The sequence below is a fragment of the Streptomyces sp. NPDC055955 genome, from assembly GCF_042270245.1.
Classification (GTDB): domain Bacteria; phylum Actinomycetota; class Actinomycetes; order Streptomycetales; family Streptomycetaceae; genus Streptomyces.
The window spans coordinates 49,069-68,720 of the sequence record NZ_JBHJYS010000023.1 but is presented as its reverse complement, the minus strand read 5'-3'; the positions used below and the strand labels follow the sequence as shown (position 1 = coordinate 68,720).

The window sequence follows — 19,652 nt, the reverse complement described above, 5'->3', positions numbered from 1 at the left end:
ACCCCTGCCCTCAACTCGACGCATCTGTCGTCACGATGGCTGGAAACCCATGAACGGGGAACACCCGGCCTGTTCCAACGGCCGGGTTCCGGGTGGTCAGGAGAGTTGGTCTCCGCCGGGCCCTCCGGTTGAGCTGCAGGGGAAGTCGGCGTCTTCGGCAAGTCAAGGCCTGCCGAAGACGCCGCATGCCAGGAATTGGTGCTCGCGCCACAGGTCGGTGCGGCCGGTCACCGTCGGTGTCGGAGCGATTCGCCGTGCCTCGGGCGGCCGGTCCAGGTGATGCTCATCTCGGCGCTGCTCCACCCGCAGCGTTTGCCCCTGTCAGTGAGCTCGTCGAGGTTCACGAACGGTCCGTTAGGGGCCGGGCCCGAGGCGGGCAGTGTCAGGCCTTCGGCGTGGCGTTCACCACGACCTTCGCGGAGTTGTTCTTCGTCTCCGGGTCGAAGGCGAACTCCCCGAAGACGGGGCGCACCACGACCGGTCCGGTGGCGTCGTGCACCACGGTGTCCACGCGCAGCTGGAAGGCGAAGGCATGCTCGGTGTTCTCCGACACCCAGTACGGCAGGTTGCAGTCGTAGCGCGGGGCTCCCACCCGGTTCGGGTAGTAGCCGCCGGTCAGCGTGCGCGGGCGGCACTCCGTGGGGGCGTCGGAGACGGTCGTTCCCTGCGGTACCCGGAATTCGACGACTGCGGCCGGGTCGCCGGAGCCCAGGTTGCCGAACCAGGCGGGGCCCTTGTTCTGGAACCGGACCTCGGCAGTGACTGTCTCGCCGGCGCTTCCCATGACGTCGGTGCCGCGCACCGCGAAGTCGGCCGTGTTGTCGGCGAGTACCTCCTGCGCCACGTAGTTGTCGCCGTTGTCGATGTCCGTGACGCCGCCCGCCGGGTCCACGCTGAGATCGAGCCGTTCGTACAGCGCCTTGTCGTTGACGGCGACCACCAGTTGCTCGGGCAGCTCCACGCGGGCTCCCGGGGCGATCTCGTCGTCGAAGGTGCACGTGGCATGCGTCATCGGCGCGTACTCGCCACCGCCCTCGTCCTTGCGGTACGTGCACTGCGGGTACGAGGTGACGAAGTCCAGGCCGTAGGAGGCGCTCATCTTGAGGGTGTAGCCGTGCGCCGCCTCGTTGCCCTCGTTGGTCACGCTGACCGGCCGCGGAAGGTTGGCGCCCGGCTGCACGCCCTGCGCCTTGCCGGGGTCGTTGAGCGCGAGGTCCGGGCCCGACGCCACCGTCACCGTGGTGCTGAAACCCTGCGGCGACTTCATTGTGCCGGACGGCGTGGTGGCCGTCGCCGTGTACGAGACAGTGCCCTGCGCGCCCTTCGGCGCGCCGGTGGCGGCCCGGATCCCCAGGTGCACGGCGTCGACGTTGGTCACCGGGATCTCGCCGTCGACCGTGCACACCGCGACGGTGCCCTCGGGTGTGCAGTTCGCCGGCCAGATGATGTCAGCCACTCCGGCGAGCCCGGAGACATCGAGCGTCAACCGCCCGTCGGTGACCGAGACGTTACTGTTGTCGTGGTAGAGCCCGAGGTCGAGCGAGCGCGCCGGGGCCTCGTCGCCGTCGACGCCGAGCGGCACGTTCAGCTCGTACGGCGACTGGATCCACAGCGTGTCGGAGGCCGCTGCAGCCCCAGCTCCCAGGCCGATCACGAACAGGCCCGCGACCGCGGTACCGCACGCTCCCAGCCGCAGGGCGCGGCCGACGGAGACTCTGTGCATTGCATCCCCCAAGAGTGTCGGGGAGCCGGACGTTCCAACTCCTCGACAAGCAGACGATCTTGAAGGGGGCAAGGTTGTACCGCTGTTGCGACCGGCAACGACCGCGGTGGCCGCCCGCCCTCGACCGGCAGGACTGGAACTGGAACGGGCAGGGACGTTGCGTGGTCTGGCTCGGGTTCGGCGGGTGAGAAGACGCCGTAGGAGCAGTACGACGGCTGCCGGACAAACCGCGGAACGGGCCGAGGACGTTGATGCCGATCCCGAATTCTGGCCCTGCTCGGAGTTCCTGACGTGAAACGACTCGGTGCCGGCTGGGGCGACCACGATCGAATGTCAAACAGACCGGCTCAGGAACCGTTCCCCCAGACCTCGCGTGTCCTTCTTTGTTGCCGACTGTTGCTGAGGGGGACTGGATGCGAGTTCGGACGCTGGTGAGCGTGGCGGTATCGACTTGCGTGGCGCTGGCGGCGTGCGCGTGTGGTCCGGAGAAGTCGGAAGAAGACACATCCACGGCCGCGAAGCCTTCGCAGTCGTCCGAATCGGCACGGCCCCAAGAACCGTCGGCCACGCCGTCCTCGTCCCCTCGGACCGAGAGGCCGTCGGCCGAGCCGACCGGGGAGCAGCCCGTGCCCAGGACGAAGGAGGGCGCGATCCAGCGGTACGAGCAGTACCTCCATGCTGTGGGCCGTGAGGACATCAACACTGTCTGCGAAGTGGCCGGGCCCGCCGCGAAGCAGGCGGAGGACCAGGGGTTTGGCCCGTGCACGTCGACGTTCGTCGTCACGTTCCAGATGATCTCGCCTGCGCAGAAGAAGGCCCTGCGAACCGCGACGGTCGACCCGCAGCGCGTCGCTGTGCTGGCCTCCGACAAGGTCGAGATCCCAACCGAAGCGATCAGGGCCTCCGTCACCTTCTCCGAGAGCGAGCTCGGCAGCAGCACCCTGGAGTACCTCAAGAGCAATTGGTACATCACCGACTAAACCCGATCCGCGGTCCGCAGAGCCTGATCCAGACTGACGGCCGCTGGGCGGTAGAGCGCACGAACTCGTGGATGAACAACTTCGAGACTCCGCCGCAACACCGAACGTCGCCGCGCATGCGTGGAGCTCTCCGAACATCGACGACCGCCCGGCGTACGCTCGGCTCCGTGCCCCGACGTACGAAGAAGCCCCGCCGGCTCGTCGCCGACGGGCGCGTGTACCTGTGGACGCTCCGCCACCGCCACCGCGTGCTGGACAGCGGCCGGTCCGCGGACTGCCACGAGACCCTCACCCTGTACCCGCAACCGGCCGACACCGGCGGCCCGCTGCGCATCGTCTTCGCCGAGGGCCCAGACCGGTACGTGGGCGGGTTCACCATGGGCTCCGGGGACGTGGGGTGGGTCCGGGGTGGGTCCCTGAACCTGCACGAACCGGGCGCCGTCCGGGCCTTGCTCGACGCGGCGTCGGCCCGCGGGTGGCAGCCGGGGGAACCGCGGGCGGTGGAGGTCGATGGCTGGCTCCTGCTGGAGGCGGCGGCCGCTGCGCGAGCCGGGGACGCCAGCCCTGCACTTCGCGCCGCGGGCAAACTCCGTTGAGGCTGGACCCAACTCAGTTGAGGCGGGCATCGTCCGTATGGAGCTGGCGTCTCAGTCCTTAAGCTTCCGCAGGTCGGCAGTGTCGGCGAATGGAGGGTGTTAACGGTCCTGTTCGCGGGTTGTTTGCTCCCTGTCCGGGGTGGGGGTGTGGGGCGAAATCCGCCGCTGTCTTTCGCTGGCGGGCAGCGGCCCACTCGAGCGGGCCGGCCGAAGCCCGTACGCGTCGGACCAGACGGGCGGCGAGCGGCGAATCTGAATCCAACTGAGTTGGGGCAAGGACAGCAGGTACCAGTGTCCCGGAGCCCTGGATCCGGGCCCGGAGACCCGGGTACGTCTCCAGGGCCGTGGCAGGCGGAAGGCCGACGCCGCCAAGCTGATTTCTGAGGGTGGCGTACGCCTGGCATACGCCGCCATCTGCTCGGGACTGGTGCTTTGGACGACCAGGGGATCAGGGCGATGCCTCTGCGACAGGGATGGGATTCACTACCCATGCGGGCCGCAGCACGGAGCTGACGTCCGTGACGTGGACACAGCTCGCTCATCACCGAGCCCATAGGGTCCTCGCCTCTTGGCTTGGTGGCTACGCGTCCCGGTGGGGATCGCTTCTCCGAGATGAAGCGGGCTGGGGCGGGCCAGAATCGGCTGAGGGCACCGACGAGCGTGTGCCGGTCATGTATGCGACGAGGGTTGCCTTGACCAGGAAACCAGCTCGACAATTTACACTTGTGGATATCAACCGCCTGGACCAGAACACCAAGGACGCGCTGAAGCAGCGAAATCTGTTCCTACGGCAGCACGGTACCCCCACGGTCGTGGAGGTCCGTGTGGCCGATGGCAGTCCCGCCGGGTTTCTCATCGGCTGGGCCGACCAGGCAGAACATACATTTTCCCCGGGAACTCTCGGCTGGCGGGGGCACGCTCGACGCGCCACGCTGCAGGCCGGCTACTGGGACGGTCGAGTCGATGCCCAGTTCGACAATATGGTCGGAGGGACTGTCACGGAGTCGGACGGGTGGGTTGTTGAGGAGTCGATCGAGAAGGCCATCTCAGAGATACTGGAACACGCTTCGTACGGAGACGTCCTGGCTGCCGATGAGAGGGCATCCGGCAGGGTGGAGATCTACACCGCCACGATTCACGAGGAACAGGCAGAGTGGCTGGCCGACTGTGACGAGCCGAAAGGCATGACCCACCGTGGTGGCGGCAAGATCGAACTCACCAACATCGCCGTCGCCTACCTTCGAGGCTCACCTCAGTTCTCGCCGTACGTCGATGCCAATAACCAGCTGCACTTCGATCGGTGGGAGGACCCCTACCAGCTCACGCGCAAACGCATCTGAACGTCGCCCCCACTGCCACACAACGCCGCAGATCAGACGACGGCGTTTGATGAGTCCGAGCGGCGGGCGTGGGCAGGGCAGGCGCGGGGGCGGGCGGCTGGACGGGCGTGGGAACGCTGTCCCGGGTCATGATGCTGATCCCTTGAGGAGAGGGATCGTGGACAGCGGACACCTGTTGTGGTGTCGTCCGCGAGGAGGGTGAGCGCCTCGCCGGTCGGCGGTCCTGCTGTGGCTCTCTGCCTGAGAGCGTCCCTGTGGGGCTTCGGCCTGGCCCAGGGTGGGAGTGTTCAGCGTAGCGGTGATCGGCGCGGGTGTTGCCCTGGGCGTCTGGCGGGTGGTCATCGGTGCTGCCTCCGGAGTGAGTTCGGCACCGACGGCGAGTTTCTCGTTGCGCGTGGGGATGAGGGTGAGTTCCTGGGCTGCGCAGGGTTGCGGCTGCTCAGAGGTGCTCCGGAGACTGCGGAGCTCAAGCGGATGTTCGTGCGCCCCGCTGGGCGGGGAGCGGGGTTGGGCCGGGGCCTCCTCCTCGCCGTCGAGCAATCAGCTAGGAGGCTGGGCGCTGCCCGGATCGTGTGCGAGACCAACACCCAACTCACCGAGGCACGGGCTTTGTACACCAGGCACGGCTACGAGGAAACCGGACCCTACGAAGGGCATGGCAAAGCGGATCACTGGTACGTCAAGGTCCTCAGCTGAAAGACTGGGGTGATCGAGATCGAGCCGTCCCTTTGGGATGATCTCGACGTGGCTGGTGTGATCACGGCGTCGGAGCCGACTTGGATAGTCCCATTCAGCGGGCTGAGCCAGCGGATCTTTGGGAAGTTGGTGCAGCAGCTACGCCGGGAGGAAGCGGACGCCCCGGTCCGGAGGCGGCCATGGAAGCTGCCGCTGGAGGATCGCCTGCTGCTGGTGGCCGCTTACTGGCGCACCAACCTCACGCTGCGACAACTGGCCCCGCTGTTCGGGGTGTCGAAGTCTTCCGCCGACCGGGTCATCGACCACCTCGGTCCGAAACTTGCGCTGCGGCAGCGCGAGCGGTTCGCCATGGCTGCCGTCCTCATCGTGGACGGCACGCTGGTCCCCACCCGTGACCACTCAGTAGCGGAGCAGTCCAAGAACTATCGATACTCCACCAACCACCAAGTCGTCTCGACGCCGACAGCCGGCTCGTCGTCGTGGTCGGCCGGGCTCTTCCGGGCAACCGCAACGACTGCAAGGCATGGGCGGAATCCGGCGCCAGGGACGCGGTTGGTGCCACCACGACGATCGCGGATGGCGGCTATCCGGGTACTGGCCTGGCGATGCCGCACCGCCGCCGCACGGAATAGGCACTTCCCGAGTGGAAGGTCGCACACAACACGTCCCACAAGCAGGTGAGAGCTCGCGTCGAGCACGTCTTCGCCCGCATGAAATGCTGGAAGATTCTGCGTGATTGTCGCCTCAAGGGAGACGGTGTCCACCACGCCATGCGTGGCATCGCCCGCATGCACAGCCTCAACCTCGCTGGATAGACAGCCCGTACCGCGAACGGCCAACGGCACCTCGACCATGCCGAAGATCGTTTACGGGACAAACCTCAGCGTGGCGGGGTGGGGGAGGGATTCCCCCCGGTCTCAATGCCGCCCTCGGGAAAGGGGTCCGGCATGCGTTTCGTGTGCTGGGCCCTTTTCTGGCTCCGTGTTCTGGTGGATTGCGGGTTTGCTATCGGCTGGTCGATACCTTCGCGGGGGTCGCGTGGCTGCACCCGCCGGCAGCAGCGTCCCCGAAATCCTGACCTGGGGGAGTGGCGGGGCCGCTTTGGCCTTCGCCAGGCGTGCTGGGTTTCTTTGGGGGCTCGCAACCACACAATGAAACAACAAATTGTTGTTTCATTGTGTGGTTGCGGTAGGGTGACCGTATGGCACGTGACGCTCAGGACGAGGCCCGTCGGCGGCCGTCCGCACTCGCGGGGGACTCCACCGCTGATGGGGCCCCGGCGCGCCAGTTGGAGCAGGACGCCGCCTGGCTGGGGCGGCTGCTGGCGGCTGCCGCCCAACATCAGCAAAGCGACGGACAGCGACCGGATGTGGCGCCAGGGGACATTGCTGCGGCGCTCGGTCTCTTCGAGGACATGCGTCTGTCGCTGGACCGGTTGGAGACCCAGGTGGTCATCGAGGCCAGGCGCCGGGGCATGGAGTGGCGGGAGATCGCCGGGCACCAGGGCCTGAACTCCTCGCAGGCCGCCTCGCAGCGCTATCAGCGGTTGATGACCCGGCTCGAAGAGATCCGTCAGGGTGTCAGGTAGGAGAAAGGGACATACAGATGACGGATCAGCCCGCTGAACTGCTCGCCGCCGTCGACTCGCTGCTCGCTGCCGTCGACGACGGCACCGTGCTGCCTGTGCCCGCCGAACGGGTTCGATTGCGCGAGGCTGCGGGGCTGACCGAGGCTGCTGTTGCCCAGGCGCTGGGGGTCCGCGTGCCGAGCATCCAGGCCTGGGAGGCGGGCCGTGCCGAGCCGAAGGGGGAGCGCCTTGAGGCCTACCGCAGGCTGCTCGAGGGCCTCGCGCATCGCTATCCCGCGCCACTGTCCAAGGGCCCGGATGCCACGGTGGAGGAGCCCGGCCCGCCACCAGCAGGCCCGGCACCCGCGGCTGAGGCCCTGACCGCGTCCGGGAACACCCCGGCCGCCCCTGCTCTCGTTACTGCTGCGGTGGCCGCGTCGCGTCCGGCGCGTACCGCCAGGCCGTTGTCGGCGTCGCGCCGCCCGGGCGCGAAGAAGGTCGCCCCCGCCGGCACCTCGGCGAGCGGCACCGATGCGCGGTTCGAGAACGGTCCGCTGGCGGTCGTCGATGTCGAGGACGGTCAGGTGTTGGCGTACTGCGTCGGCGGCCTCGTCATGGACGTGCCCGCCAAGTCCCTCCCGTCTTTGGTCGAGTGGACGCTGAAGGAGGCGAGGCTCGGTCAGCCGAAGCTGTCCGGGCCGGGCAAGGACGGCGACCCGCTGATCGTGCTCACCGAGGCCGCTCTCGAGCACTACGGTCTCCCGGCCCGTCTCGCCGATGAGGAGCGCCTGGCCGGGCGGCTGCCCGAGGGGCACAAGGTTGTCAAGCAGCTGGCCCGTCAGGAATGGAAGTTGACGAAGCGAGGGTTCGGGCCGTGGGCGCGGATCTACCGCCCCGCTCAGGGTTCGGAGCGGGCCTGCGTGCAGCTGTGCATCCCGTCGTGGGATGCGCTCGACACCCGGCACTGGGCCTATGCCGCCCAGCTCCAGCCCGTTGAACTCGCACGGCTCCTGGGTACGTACGCGTCCCGGGTGATGACGCCGCGCGGTTCCACCGCGGTGACCGGCCTGGAGCTGATGACCGCGCTGCACCCGCCGACCCGCGCCGGCGCGCCGGACGAGAACGGCAAGCGCACCTCGGAGCACAACCCCGGCTCGCTGGGCAAGGACCCCATCGACTTGACGGACTGGCCGCCGTGCGAGGTTCCCGACGGCCATCCGGTGCTCAAGGACCTGCCGCGCTTCCACGTCCGCGGCCCCGACGAGAAGCTGTTCGAGGAGGCGTACGACTGGGCGCGGCCGCTCACCGACGACGAATGCATGCGCCGCAACCTGGTGGGCATCGACGTCAACATGGCCTTCGCCGCCGGCGCGAACGGCCTGCTGGTCGGCCTCGCCCAGGCGCCGACGCACGTCAAGGCGCCGGTGTTCGACCCGAAGCTGCCCGGATCCTGGCTGGTCGACCTGTCCCACGTCGACCTGTCGCGGGTGAAGTCGGGCAAGGAGTGGGTGAAGCTCGACGGGGAACTGCTGCCCAGCCCGTTCACACCGAACGGCGAGCGCCCGACCGGTCCGGCCTGGTATGCGACGCCGACCGTCGCCTACGCCCAGGAGCTGGGCTACGACGTGACACCCATCGAGGCATGGGTGCGCTACGACAACGGCCGCTACCTGGACGGCTGGTACAACCGGCTGCGCGACGCCTACATCGCGACGATGGCCGACCTCGGAGTGAGTGCCGACCTGTCGCCCCAGGAGTTCCTGGCCGCGATGGAGGGCTACCGGCAGCACGACCCCGAGCTGGCAGTCGTCGTGTCCGCGATCAAGGCAACGGTCAAGGGCGGGCTCGGCAAGCTGCGTGAACGCCCGCGCGGTGAGGGCTGGAAGCCCGGCCAACCGTGGCGTGCTCTGGCCCGGCCCACCTGGCGCCCGGACATCCGCGCCGCGATCATCTCCCGCACGCGCATCAACATGCACCGCAAGATCGTCAAGCACGCCGCCTTCACCGGGCAGTACCCGGTCGCGATCCTCTCCGACTGCGCCGTCTATGCGGTCGACGGCGCCGGCCCGCTGGACTTCCTGCCCTACCGGGAGGACAAGCCGCTCCCAGGCGGCTTCAAGCTCGGGGTGAACCCCGGCCTGGTCAAGCACGAAGGCACCCAGTCCGTGCTGTGGGGCGAGGGCGTACGGGAGCAGTTCAACGCCCCGGAGCTCAACCTCGCCCGGTACATCAAGGACGGCACCGTCACCGACGCCGACAACGGCGAATAGGGGAGTGGGCAGGCGATGAGCATGTTCGGGGACGGCCTGGACGCCGCGGTGCACAAGGCGTTCACTCGCCCGGCGCCCAAGAGCGCGCCCGCGCAGATGCGCTACCTGGTCAAGCAGTACAAGGGCACCAAGGCGGTCGCCCAGATGCTGCGGATCTCCCAGCGCACCGTCGAACGGTACGTGAAGGACCAGATCAAAAAGCCCCGCCCGGACCTCGCCGCACGCCTGGAACGCGAGGTGAACAAGCGCTGGCAGCCGCAGATCCGGGCCAAGGCCAAGGCCAAGGCGGCGGCCACGGACGGCATCGTCATCGACACCCGCGCCCGCCTCGGTTACACCGCCCCCATCGGTTCCACCGACCAGGACCGCATCCGGCACCTGACCGTCGCCCTGCCCCCGCAGTACGCAGCCCGGCTCTTCGAAGCCCAAGAGGCCGGTGCCGGCGACGCCCGACTCCAGGAGATCGCCGCCGAAGCCCTCAAGGAGGTCTACTTCCAGGACGGCGGCCGCCGCGCCGGAAGCCTCGAAGAGGTCCGGTTCACGGACATCGAGCACCTGGAGTTCGACCTTTAGCAGCCGCGCCTAGCACTCACGCGTGTCAGAACGCCCTTCATCGCCTCGCCCGGTGCCACGAACGTCACGTCACTGTCATTGAAGCCTTCTTCGACCTCGCCGACGCAATCATCACCGTGCGCAGTTTGATCCGGCGGTCCTGGACAACTCACCACTGGGACGAACGCCTCAACCGCCGACCGTGATCCTTCGGCGCCGCCCCGGTCACTTCGGCAGATCGGCAGATCGGCAGAGAGGAAGGGAGCAAGGAGCGCGAACAATGCGTCGGGGCGGTCGAGGGGGATGATGTGGCCGCAGTCCTGGAGATGGTGTCCGACCAGGTCATTGCTGATGGGACGGAGTTGGCGTTCGAGCCCCGTGCCGACGGGGTGAGAGCCGACGGCCATGGTGGGCATGGTCAGCCGAGCCGTCGCGAGGGCGTCCTGGATCTGCTGCGCGCTGGTGGGCAGGGCCCGGTAGTAGGAGAACGCGCAGCGAAGGGCCTCGTTCCCGGTGTACGCGTGGAGGAAGGCTGCACGGACGTCTTCGGGTACGCCTCGCCCGAGCGTGCCCGAGTCGGGGGACCAGTCGATGTACGGGGCCTCAAGGAGTCCAGGAGGTCTCGATGCTCGCCCTGCACCTACTCCAGTGCGCGTTGATGCACGTCAACAGCCTGCTCCTCCAGGACATCCTGAGCGAGGAGAAGTGCCAGAAGCGGCTCACTGACGCCGACCGGCGGGCCCTGGCCCCCACTGTTCTGGACCCACGTGAACCCCCACGGACGGTTCGAGCTGGACATGAACTCACACCTCGCCCTCGCCGTCGCAGCGTCCATGGTGCCAGGCCCCCGCACCGTGCCCGAGGCGGAAGCCGCCCGATCGGCGGCGGACGGTGGGCCGGGGTCGGCATCCTGAAGACCCGCCCGACCGGCGTGGGGGGCCGGGGGGGGGGGGGGGGGGGGGGGCGCGGGCGGGGGGGGGGGGGCCGCGCCCCCCCGGAGGGCAGGGTGGGGGGTGGGGCGCGCGGCGGCGGGGGGGGGGGGGGCGGGGGCGGTGCACGCCCGCCACCCCCGCCAGCCCCCCCGGGGGGGGGGGGGGGGGGGGGCCCCCGCCCCGGGGGGGGGGGGGGGGGGGGGGGGGGCCGCCCCCCCCCCCCCCCCCGGGGGGGGGGGGGGGGGGGGGGGGGGGGGCGCCCCCCCCCCCCCCCGGGCGGGGGAGGGGCACGAAGCCACCGTGCTCGCAGTTGGCTCGATTCGGCTACGCGTCGCGGCTGTGCAGCAGCAGGCTGCCGATCAGCAGCGCGGCCGCGGCCCACGTGGCGAGCACGCCCAGGCCGGCCCAGGGGCCGATGGGCAACGCGTGCAGATGGACGGTGGCTTGGACCGCGAGTCCGGCGGTCATGGGCGAGATCTGCTGGAGGTGGCGCTGCCACTCCGGGTCGTTGACCACGTGGGTGACGACCGGGAAGAGGTAGAGCAGCCCGAGCACGATCCCGATGGCGGTCGCCGCCTCCCGTACCGCCGTCGCCACGCCGAGGCCGAGCAGGGCGATCAGGACGAGGTAGAGGACCGAGCCCACGGCCGCGCGCAGGGTCGGGCCGTCGGCCAGGGAGAGCGGGGCATAGCCGTGCGCCTCGGTGAATCCGTTGCCGGGCAGGATGTAGCGGCCGGCGAGGAGGGATGCCACGATGGCAGCGGTCCCGGAGGCCAACACGACCGTGGTGAGGACCGTCGCCTTGGCGGTGAGGACGGTGAGCCGGTTCGGCACCGCCGTGAGCGTGGTGCGGATCATGCCGGTGCCGTACTCGCCGCTGACGGCCAGCACCGCGAAGACGCCGATGACCGCCTGCCCGACGGTGACGCCGGTCAGGGCGAGCTTGACGGCGTCCTGGCCGCACCCCGCGTCCGGGCACTTCACGGCCTTGGCGGTGCCGCAGCCGACGGCCACGGTCAGCGCGACGGCGAGCAGGAGTGACCTGCCCAGGTCCCCTGCGGTGCGCAGCTTCGTCCACTCCGCGCGCAGAGCGCGGCCGAAGTCCCCTCGCCACGCGCCCTCCGCCGTGTTCGTGAGTTGTGCATCGCTCAGGAGACTCATACGTCCCTCCCACGCAGCTGTACCGCGGCCAGACCGAAGGCGAGCGCGGCGTATCCGCACGGCACGGCGAGGCCGACCCATGGCGCCAGCGGGTAGTAGCCGGTCGACGGCTCGTACACGCTGAGCACCTGCGCGTACTGCGGCAGGGTCTGCTGGATGGCGAAGCCCGCAGCCGGAGTCACCCGCAGCAGCCACTCCGAGACGCCCGGGGGCAGTACGCCGGAGGTGGCAAGCAGGAAGGGCAGCACGATCGACGCGATGACCAAGGCGACCGCCGTGGCGCTGCGCCGCAGCAGGGCACCGACGCCGAGAGCGAGCACGGCGGCTGCTGCGCAGAGCAGGCCGGTGCCGACGATGACGCGCGCTTCGGTCGCTGACGTGACGGGGAAGACATGGAAGCTCCTGCCGCGCGCGCTGCGTTCCCCGATGGGAAGGGTGACCGCGGCGGCAGCCAGGCCGATGACGAACGCGACGCCCCCGGCCACCAGCGCCTTGGCACCAAGCACCCGGCCCCGCAGGGGAGTTGCCGCCATGGTCGTACGCAGCAGACCGCTCCGGTACTCGCCGGTGATGAACACCGTGCCCACGGCGATGACCACGATGAGCCCGGCGAAGGTGCCGACGAGGAAGTTCTCGACGGAGAAGCCGACGCCCATGACGGGCCCGCCGACGACCGGTGCGATGTCACCGGCACCGGTCACGGTGAACCCGCCGCCGTCGGTCCGGGTGAACCCGCCCTTGGTGGTGTTCGTGTAGCTTCCGGAGGTGCCCGCGTCGCCGCCCACCTGTGCGCCGCTCCACGCGTTCTGGGACCAGCCGCCGGTGAGGAAGGGACGGCCGAAGGTGCCTGTGGCCACGGCGGGGCTGAAGCCCGTGCCCGCCGCGGTGTCCTGCTTCGCCTCCGGTGACGTCGCGAAGAGCCCGGCCTGCACGGTGCGCGCAAGCCCGGGCAGCTTCGCGAGGCCGACCTTGGTCCAGTGGGAGCCGTCGGTGGAGGTGGAACCGGTGAGACTGTCACCGGAGCGGACCAGGCGCAGCCAGCGCGCGGACTCCTGGGAGACCTTGGCGGAAGGGCCGGCCGTGTCGTGCGTGTAGTCGTACTGCATGCGCACGCCGTGGCCGCCGGTGGCCATGACCGCCGCGTACGGGGCTCCCTGGGTGAGGCTTTCCTTCACGATGATCCCGGCCTTCGCCCAGGGCGTGGCGCCCTGGGACGTCTTGCCAGCATCGATGTCGGTCACACCGGTCAGCGACCGGAGGGGGACGGTGAGGGTGCCGTCGCCGGTGAGCGTCTTGTGGACGAAGTAGAAGCTGTCGTTGACGGCCTCGCCGCCGGGGCCCTTCGGGTACGAGGCGGAGTCGGCGCCACGACCGCCGGCGGCGGGGGCGGCCGTGCCGAGCAGGCCGACCACGATCGTCACCAGGAGTGCCCCCGCCATGGCGAGGACCCAGCCGCGTACCGTACGGAACTTCGTCCACTCGGCGTGCAGGGTCCTGAGGAACCCACTCTGCTCAGCGCGCCTCGTGGCCGAGGGACGAGGGGTGAAGGTGGCGGTCATCGCGTGTCCTTCCCCGCCGGGATGCCCCGGTACTCCACCGTGTCCCGGGTGAGCTCCATGTACGCCTCTTCGAGCGTCGCCCGGTGCGTGGACACCTGGGAGAACGGCACCCCGTTTCGGGCGAGCAGGGCCACGATCTCCTCGTCGGTCAGGCCCGTGACGCCGAGGGTGTCGGGGCCGGTGGCGAGAACGGTGGCGCCCGTGCCTTGCAGGACCTGGGCGGCGCGCGGAGCCGCGGAGGTACGCAGGGTGACCCGGCCGCCGGACGCCTCGGCGAGCAGCTCGGAGACGCTGGTGTCCGCGACGACCCGGCCGCGGCCGATCACCACGAGATGGTCCGCGGTGTCTTCGAGTTCGCTCATCAGGTGACTGGAAACCAGGATGGCGCGGCCCTGCCGGGCCAGCGACGACAGGAAGCCGCGCATCCACACGATGCCGTCGGGGTCGAGGCCGTTGAACGGCTCGTCCAGCATGACGACCGGCGGGTCACCGAGCAGCGCCGCAGCGATCCCCAGGCGCTGGCGCATGCCCAGAGAGAAGCCGCCGGCCTTGCGCCGGGCCACCGTGCCCAGGCCGGCCTGGTCGATGACCTCGTCCACCCGCCGGACCGGCACGCCCTGTGAGTAGGCCAGCCACAGCAGGTGGTTACGGGCGGTGCGGCTCGGCTGCAGCGCGGAGGCGTCGAGAAGTGCCCCCAGATGCCGAAGCGGCCGACGCAGGGTGCGGTACGGCACCCCGCCGACCAGGGCCTTTCCCTCCGTAGCCGCGTCAAGGCCCAGGATCACGCGCATGGTGGTCGACTTGCCCGCGCCGTTCGGGCCGACGAAGCCGGTCACCCGTCCGGGGCGCACGGTGAACGTCATCCCGTCCAGAGCCAGTTGTGGACCGAAGCGTTTACGCAGTCCGATGACCTCGATCGTCGCCTTCGTACTCTCATCGCTCATGGCCCCACTCTGTGACGGAGCAGGTTGCAGGGGCCGAACGGCCACTGTCATCTCGCTGTTAGGCGCCTGGGCTTAGCCTGACCTGGTAGGTGTCCTGGTGCGGTGGTGAGAGGGGAGCATGCGGATGAAATGGGGTCCGCCCCGACGGCTCGCGAGCCTGACCGCCCGCCTCGGCCTGCGCCGTGGCACTGTCCGCACCCACTTCACCGCCTTGTACGTGACTCTGTTCCTGCTGTCGGGAACGGCGCTGCTGGCCATCACGGCCGTGGTGGCATCCGGCGGATCGCGCTCCAGCCAGACCGCCCCTGATGGCGGCACGGATCAGCCCGCCACGGCGGCACAGGCCCAGGGCCGCATCGCCGAGTTGGGGCAGCAGTTGGCCCAGGCGCACGACACCCAGTCCCGGCAGATCCTGCTCGGCTGCGCCATCGCCCTCGGCGTCATGGCAGTGATCTCGGTCGGGCTCGGCTGGTTTGTCGCCGGCCGAGTGCTACGCCCGCTGCGCGTGATGACAGCGGCCACCCGCCGGATCACCGCCGACAGCCTGCAGGAACGCTTGGCCATCGGCGGCCCCGGCGACGAGGTGAAGGACCTCGCCGACACCATCGACGACCTCCTCGGCCGCCTGGAAGGCTCCTTCGACGCCCAGCGACTCTTCGTCGCCAACGCCTCCCACGAGCTGCGCACCCCGCTCACCACGATGCGGGCCTCTCTGGACGTGGCCCTCGCCAAGCCGGGTCCGGTACCCGAGACCACGGCCACGCTGGCCGCCCGGATGCGCGCCGGACTCGACCAGGTGGACCGGCTGCTGGAGAGTTTCCTTGTCCTGGCTCGCACCCAGCACGGCGAGTTCAGCGACACGGCGCGCCTCGCCCTCGGCCAACTCGCGCTGACCGCCCTGGCCGGACGAGCAACTGACATTGCGGCCAAGGGCCTGGCCGTGCGGGATAGCCGGATCGACGACTCCGCGTGGGTGTGGGGCAGCCAGACGCTGCTGCGCCGCGTGGCCGACAACGTGGTCGACAACGCGATCGCATACAACGCCCCCGGGGGCTGGATAAGTGTCGAGGTACGGGTCGCAGGAGACGACGCGGGCGCAGTGTCCCTCGTCGTCGAGTCCAGCGGACCGGTCCTCGACCAGCGGCGGGTGGCGGACCTCGTGCAGCCTTTCCGCCGCCTTTCCGCCGACCGGACCGGCACGGGCCAGGGCAGCGGCCTCGGCCTCTCCATCGTCGCGGCCATCACCCAGGCCCACCATGGAACCCTGGATCTGCGCGCCCGCCCCGACGGCGGCCTGCGCGTCACCATCATCCTCCCCCGTACGGACAGCAGGGCGACGGTGGAAGCCCTCGACACAGAGACGGGCGTGGCGCGTTGAGAGTTCTGGTGGTCGAGGACACCCGCCCTCTCGCCGAAGTCATCGCCGAGGGACTGCGCGACCAAGGTATGGCCGTGGACATGGCCCACGACGGGCTCGACGCCGCAGCCAAGCTGGACGTCAACGCGTACGACGTCGTCGTGCTTGACCGCGACCTGCCAGGTATCCACGGCGACACCCTCTGCCAGATGATCACCGAGCGGGACGGCCGCGTGATGGTCCTGATGCTGACCGCCGCCGACTCACCCGGCGACCGCGTCAGCGGCCTGACCCTGGGCGCCGACGACTACCTCGCCAAGCCCTTCCACTTTCCCGAACTCGTCCTGCGCATCCGCGCCCTGGCCCGCCGCCGTCCCGCCGCCCGGTCCCGCACCCTGAGCACGGCGGGCATCGAACTCGACCCGATGCGCCGCACCGCCAGCCGCGACGGCCACCAACTCGACCTCTCCGTCAAGGAATTCGCGGTACTCGAAGCCCTCTTGAACGCGAGCCCCGCCTTCCTCAGCACGGAGGACCTCCTCGAACAGGTCTGGGACGAACACGCCGACCCGTTCACCAACACCGTCACGGTGACCATCAGCCGCCTGCGACGCAAACTCGGCGGCCCCTCGGTCATCGCCACCACACCCGGCGTGGGGTATCGGATCATCGACCCAGCCGTCCCACCCGACTGAGCAGCCGCCAGGGGCCGGCGGCCCGCGAGCGGAGGCCGCGCTCAGCGCACCCGACTCCAGTCATCTGCGCAGCCGACTTCGGAGACTGACACACGCGGTTACTCTCACAAACGTTGGGTCGGAGCGCCGGTCCATGCGCGCGCCGTTGCACCGCTCCGCGATCTCCCACAAACCGACCGGCACCATCCGGTCTCACCGAGCCGAGCAGTCCCTCACGCCTTCAACATTCGGTCAAGGACCGGAAATATCAAGCCAGTTCGACGAATGACGGCCGCCCCTTGGGGGGTGCGCCTATCCGTTCCGGCATAGGTTCCGACCACAAATGCGGGCGGAAATTCACGGTCTCTTTCATTGGATCGTACGTAGCCCGGAGGCGGCCACTTTTGCGATCTTGAGTGGGCACGCCGACGAGTACGGTGCCGCGCGGTCACTCCGGTCCAGCGCCCAGCGGCCCCTTGCCCGGCGGGCCGCCGCACGACCGGACCGCCACCGTCCCCACCAGAGAGCTTCCGATCGAGACATCGCCGGCGGCACGGGCCGGATCGGTAACGACCGGCACAGCACTTCGCCAATCGGCAGTTGTACTGCCGAAGTGCGTCTCCAACTCTTGTTCGTCAGGCCCTGAGGAGGGGCCTCGCCCATGTACAGATCACCACGTCGGCACCTCACGCCGGACAGCCGCTCAGTTGCGTTCACGCGCGGTCGGTCGCGCCGAGTCCTGACGCTCATCTTCGCGGTAGCGACCGTCGTGACGGCCGGCAGCCCGGCCTCGGCGGCCGTCGCCCACACGACCAGGTTCGGTACCGCGGTGAACCTCGACGACAACGGCCGCGGCAGCTCCGCCGTCGCGATCGGCGATCTCAACAACGACGGGACGCCGGACCTCGTGACGGCGATCCGCACCGAGGGCCTCGGCGTGTTCCTCGGCTCGGGCGGCGGCAGCTACGGCGCCGTAACGAAGTACGCGGCGCCGCGCACCTCCTGGTCGAACCTCTTTATCAACTCGGCAGTGATCCGCGACGTCAACGGCGACGGCCACAAGGACGTCATCAGCCAGGACGCGCGCGGCAACGTCGCTCTGGTCTGGCTCGGCGATGGCTCCGGCGCTCTCGGCGCGGGGGCGGCGGTGCAACTCAACCCCAGGCCCGGGTGCGACACCACGGGCGACAACCCGTGTGTCGTGCGCTGGCCGAACGACGTCGCCGTCGGCGACTTCGACGAGGACGGCAAGCCGGATCTCGCGACGTCCAACACGAACACGAACAACGTCGCGGTAGTGCTCGGCAACGGGGACGGCACGTTCGGCGCGGCGACGCGGTTCGGACTGGGCGGCGGTACCGGCCCGCAGGGCATCGCGGCCGCCGATCTCGACGGCGACGGCCATCTCGATCTCGTCACGTCGAACTCATCGGCCGGCACCCTCTCCGTGCTGCTGGGCGACGGAGACGGGGGCTTCGGCGCGGCGTCGAGCGTCTCGGCCGGCATGACGCTGCCGGCCAAGCTCAAGCTCGCCGACGTCAACGAGGACGGTGAGCTGGACGCCGTCATGGTGGCGCCCGGCACGCCGGGGCGCGTCGCCGTCCTGCTCGGCGATGGCGCGGGCGGGTTCGGCACCGCGAGCCTCCTGTCGGCGGGGTCGAACCTCACCTCCGCGTCGGTGTCCGACCTGAATGGCGATTGCCACGTCGACCTGGTCGTCTCCAGCTCCGGCTCGAACGAAGTCGTGGTGGTCGAGGGCGACGGCACGGGTGCGTTCGGCAGCCCGCTCGCATTCGGGCTCAACGGCGGCAGCAACCCGTATGCCGCAGCGGTGGCCGACCTCGACGGCGACGGGCGTCCCGATGTCGTCACGGCCAACAGCAACAGTTCGGCGACGTTCGTCAAGGACGCGTCGGTGCTGCTCAACACGACGAAACGGCCGCGGACGGCACCACACCAACGGCGGTCCGACGCTCCCGGGCACGGATGTGATCACGACCGGCGGCTCCCGCGAGACCATCGTTGAGGTGTCGTAGCCGACGAGCCGTTTCAGGCGGCTGCCCATGAGACGCTGACGTGCGTCGCGGGCTCGACGATTGCGATGATGCGATCGCCGAGCCCGTCTCGCCGGCACATGCACATCGTCGGATCGTGCAGTTGCCGGGCAGTGACGGTGGCGGTGTCGTCTTCTCCGGGCGTCAGAGCGGAGGAGATGAAAGCCGGCCCGGCCGAACATCTGGCGTTTGACTATCTTGATCCGGTTGACGTGTCCTTCGACGACACCGGAGCTCCAGGGCCCGCAGGGACGGTCTGATCGCCAAGTTCGTTGCCGAGCTGGAAAAGATGTGGCCCCCGTGCCGAAGGGGATGGTCCGATTGCTATGGGCGTGATCGGTATCGGGATGGCGTCGCCCCCGCGCCTGCGGGGATGGTCAGATGCCTTGAGGTCGTCGGCACTGACTTCTTTTATGAACTGGTCGGCCCAGAGGTCCAGCAGTGTGTGCTCGAGGACATCAACTGGTGCGGCGAGTGCTCCACGTATGAGGTCGGTATCCAGCCCGAGGCGTATGAGGTGAAGCTGGGTGTCGGCTTCGCGCTACTGCGCGAGCAGGTCCCGGCCGCCGTCGGCTTCACCGTGGCTGCCTGATCCTTGCCTAGGGGCGGGGCGTTGTCGCACCTGCTGGACGGGGCGTTTGGGCCGCGCAGCTCGCCTTGCCTGCCGTATCGGCAGTCCTGGATGGTCCGGCCGCTGGACGACTTGGCGCCTTGGGCGCGCTGCGGCCCGGGTGTGCGGGGTGCGTATCCGGGCCGCGAGGTGGGGCCGGCAGGGGACGGCTCCGATGTCAGGCCGAGAGGGTTTGATTCAGGGCGTCGAGACCGGCGGCGTAGATGCCGGTGAAGAGGTCGACGACTTCGTCGTCGGTGGCGTTGTCGGGGTTGAAGCGGCCGGACCACTGGACCTCGGCGACGTCGTCCCGGCCGGGGACGGTGTGGACCCGGATGGTGGAGACGTAGCCGTTGACCGGGAACGGGGCCTGGAGGATGGCGTAGCTGTAGTGGCGCTCGGTCTCGTTGAAGTCCACGAGGCGCTCGATGATGACATCACCCTCGGGGTTCTTCAGCCGACGGACGCGGCCGCCTTCGAGCAGAGTGCTCTCGGGGATGTAGGGGAGCCAGTCGGGCAGGGTGTCGAAGCCGCCGATGAGGTTCCAGACCTTGTCGGGGGAGGCGGGCACTATGCGGCTGACGGAGGTGGAGGCCATGATCCTTCTCCTGGATTCTGGTGCCGGCGTGAGGGTTTC

The 19,652-nt window shown here is 69.4% G+C and carries 16 protein-coding genes and 4 pseudogenes; 14 read left to right on the top strand and 6 right to left on the bottom strand.

From position 1 onward, the window contains the following. Positions 1-382: 382 nt before the first annotated feature. Positions 383-1,723, bottom strand: coding sequence for a hypothetical protein (locus ACFC96_RS35420; protein WP_376616108.1), 1,341 nt, complete (start codon positions 1,721-1,723; stop codon positions 383-385). 626 nt (positions 1,724-2,349) lie between these two features. Here ACFC96_RS35420 and ACFC96_RS35415 point away from each other — a divergent pair. The 10 genes and pseudogenes from ACFC96_RS35415 to ACFC96_RS35370 form a co-directional block, all read left to right on the top strand. Further along, positions 2,350-2,703 (top strand): hypothetical protein, encoded by a 354-nt coding sequence (locus ACFC96_RS35415; protein ID WP_376616106.1) that lies wholly within the window; start codon positions 2,350-2,352, stop codon positions 2,701-2,703. An 8-nt stretch (positions 2,704-2,711) separates the two neighbouring features. Next, positions 2,712-2,829 (top strand): annotated as a pseudogene (locus tag ACFC96_RS35410) (IS5/IS1182 family transposase); the annotation flags it as partial. A 41-nt stretch (positions 2,830-2,870) separates the two neighbouring features. Next, the gene (locus ACFC96_RS35405; protein ID WP_376616105.1) at positions 2,871-3,299 is read left to right on the top strand and encodes a hypothetical protein; all 429 of its coding nucleotides are present in this window, start codon (positions 2,871-2,873) and stop codon (positions 3,297-3,299) included. Between the two features lie 725 nt (positions 3,300-4,024). Then, positions 4,025-4,639: a hypothetical protein gene (locus ACFC96_RS35400; RefSeq protein ID WP_376616103.1), complete on the top strand. Its 615-nt coding sequence runs from the start codon at positions 4,025-4,027 to the stop codon at positions 4,637-4,639. Between the two features lie 177 nt (positions 4,640-4,816). Continuing rightward, positions 4,817-5,335, top strand: a complete 519-nt coding sequence (locus tag ACFC96_RS35395; RefSeq protein ID WP_376616101.1) for a GNAT family N-acetyltransferase — start codon at positions 4,817-4,819, stop codon at positions 5,333-5,335. A 48-nt stretch (positions 5,336-5,383) separates the two neighbouring features. Then, positions 5,384-6,150: pseudogene (locus tag ACFC96_RS35390) on the top strand (transposase). Positions 6,151-6,536: 386 nt separating this feature from the next. Further along, entirely contained in the window at positions 6,537-6,923 is a 387-nt protein-coding gene (locus tag ACFC96_RS35385) for a hypothetical protein (RefSeq protein WP_376616100.1), read from the top strand. 17 nt (positions 6,924-6,940) lie between these two features. Next, complete coding sequence (gene tap, locus ACFC96_RS35380; protein WP_376616098.1) at positions 6,941-9,172, top strand: telomere-associated protein Tap; 2,232 nt, start codon at positions 6,941-6,943, stop codon at positions 9,170-9,172. 15 nt (positions 9,173-9,187) lie between these two features. Further along, positions 9,188-9,745, top strand: a complete 558-nt coding sequence (tpg, locus tag ACFC96_RS35375) for a telomere-protecting terminal protein Tpg (protein WP_376226562.1) — start codon at positions 9,188-9,190, stop codon at positions 9,743-9,745. A 14-nt stretch (positions 9,746-9,759) separates the two neighbouring features. Beyond that, a pseudogene (locus tag ACFC96_RS35370) lies at positions 9,760-9,930 on the top strand (IS5/IS1182 family transposase); the annotation flags it as partial. Between the two features lie 36 nt (positions 9,931-9,966). On the opposite strand, the pseudogene ACFC96_RS35365 reads toward ACFC96_RS35370, so the two are convergent. The 4 genes and pseudogenes from ACFC96_RS35365 to ACFC96_RS35350 form a co-directional block, all read right to left on the bottom strand. Next, positions 9,967-10,329, bottom strand: a pseudogene (locus ACFC96_RS35365) (alpha/beta hydrolase); the annotation flags it as partial. A gap of 651 nt (positions 10,330-10,980) precedes the next feature. Then, positions 10,981-11,817, bottom strand: a complete 837-nt coding sequence (locus tag ACFC96_RS35360) for an ABC transporter permease (RefSeq protein ID WP_376616096.1) — start codon at positions 11,815-11,817, stop codon at positions 10,981-10,983. Continuing rightward, a complete protein-coding gene (locus ACFC96_RS35355; RefSeq protein ID WP_376616094.1) occupies positions 11,814-13,376 on the bottom strand; it encodes a hypothetical protein in 1,563 nt (520 codons plus the stop codon). Before ACFC96_RS35355 ends, ACFC96_RS35360 begins: the two co-directional genes overlap by 4 nt. Then, positions 13,373-14,320: an ABC transporter ATP-binding protein gene (locus ACFC96_RS35350; protein WP_376616092.1), complete on the bottom strand. Its 948-nt coding sequence runs from the start codon at positions 14,318-14,320 to the stop codon at positions 13,373-13,375. Before ACFC96_RS35350 ends, ACFC96_RS35355 begins: the two co-directional genes overlap by 4 nt. Before the next feature lie 124 nt (positions 14,321-14,444). Between ACFC96_RS35350 and ACFC96_RS35345 the strand changes: the two genes are divergently transcribed. From ACFC96_RS35345 to ACFC96_RS35330, 4 genes are all read left to right on the top strand, one after another. Continuing rightward, complete coding sequence (locus ACFC96_RS35345) at positions 14,445-15,698, top strand: sensor histidine kinase (protein WP_376616090.1); 1,254 nt, start codon at positions 14,445-14,447, stop codon at positions 15,696-15,698. Then, a complete protein-coding gene (locus ACFC96_RS35340) occupies positions 15,695-16,372 on the top strand; it encodes a response regulator transcription factor (RefSeq protein WP_376266386.1) in 678 nt (225 codons plus the stop codon). Before ACFC96_RS35345 ends, ACFC96_RS35340 begins: the two co-directional genes overlap by 4 nt. Before the next feature lie 640 nt (positions 16,373-17,012). Next, positions 17,013-18,377, top strand: coding sequence for an FG-GAP repeat domain-containing protein (locus ACFC96_RS35335; protein WP_376616088.1), 1,365 nt, complete (start codon positions 17,013-17,015; stop codon positions 18,375-18,377). A gap of 401 nt (positions 18,378-18,778) precedes the next feature. Then, on the top strand, positions 18,779-18,997 hold the full coding sequence (locus ACFC96_RS35330; RefSeq protein ID WP_376616086.1) for a hypothetical protein: 219 nt from the start codon (positions 18,779-18,781) through the stop codon (positions 18,995-18,997). A 196-nt stretch (positions 18,998-19,193) separates the two neighbouring features. Here the strand turns inward: ACFC96_RS35330 and ACFC96_RS35325 are convergent, their stop codons facing one another. Then, positions 19,194-19,613, bottom strand: a complete 420-nt coding sequence (locus ACFC96_RS35325; protein WP_376267354.1) for an SRPBCC family protein — start codon at positions 19,611-19,613, stop codon at positions 19,194-19,196. Positions 19,614-19,652: the final 39 nt, after the last annotated feature.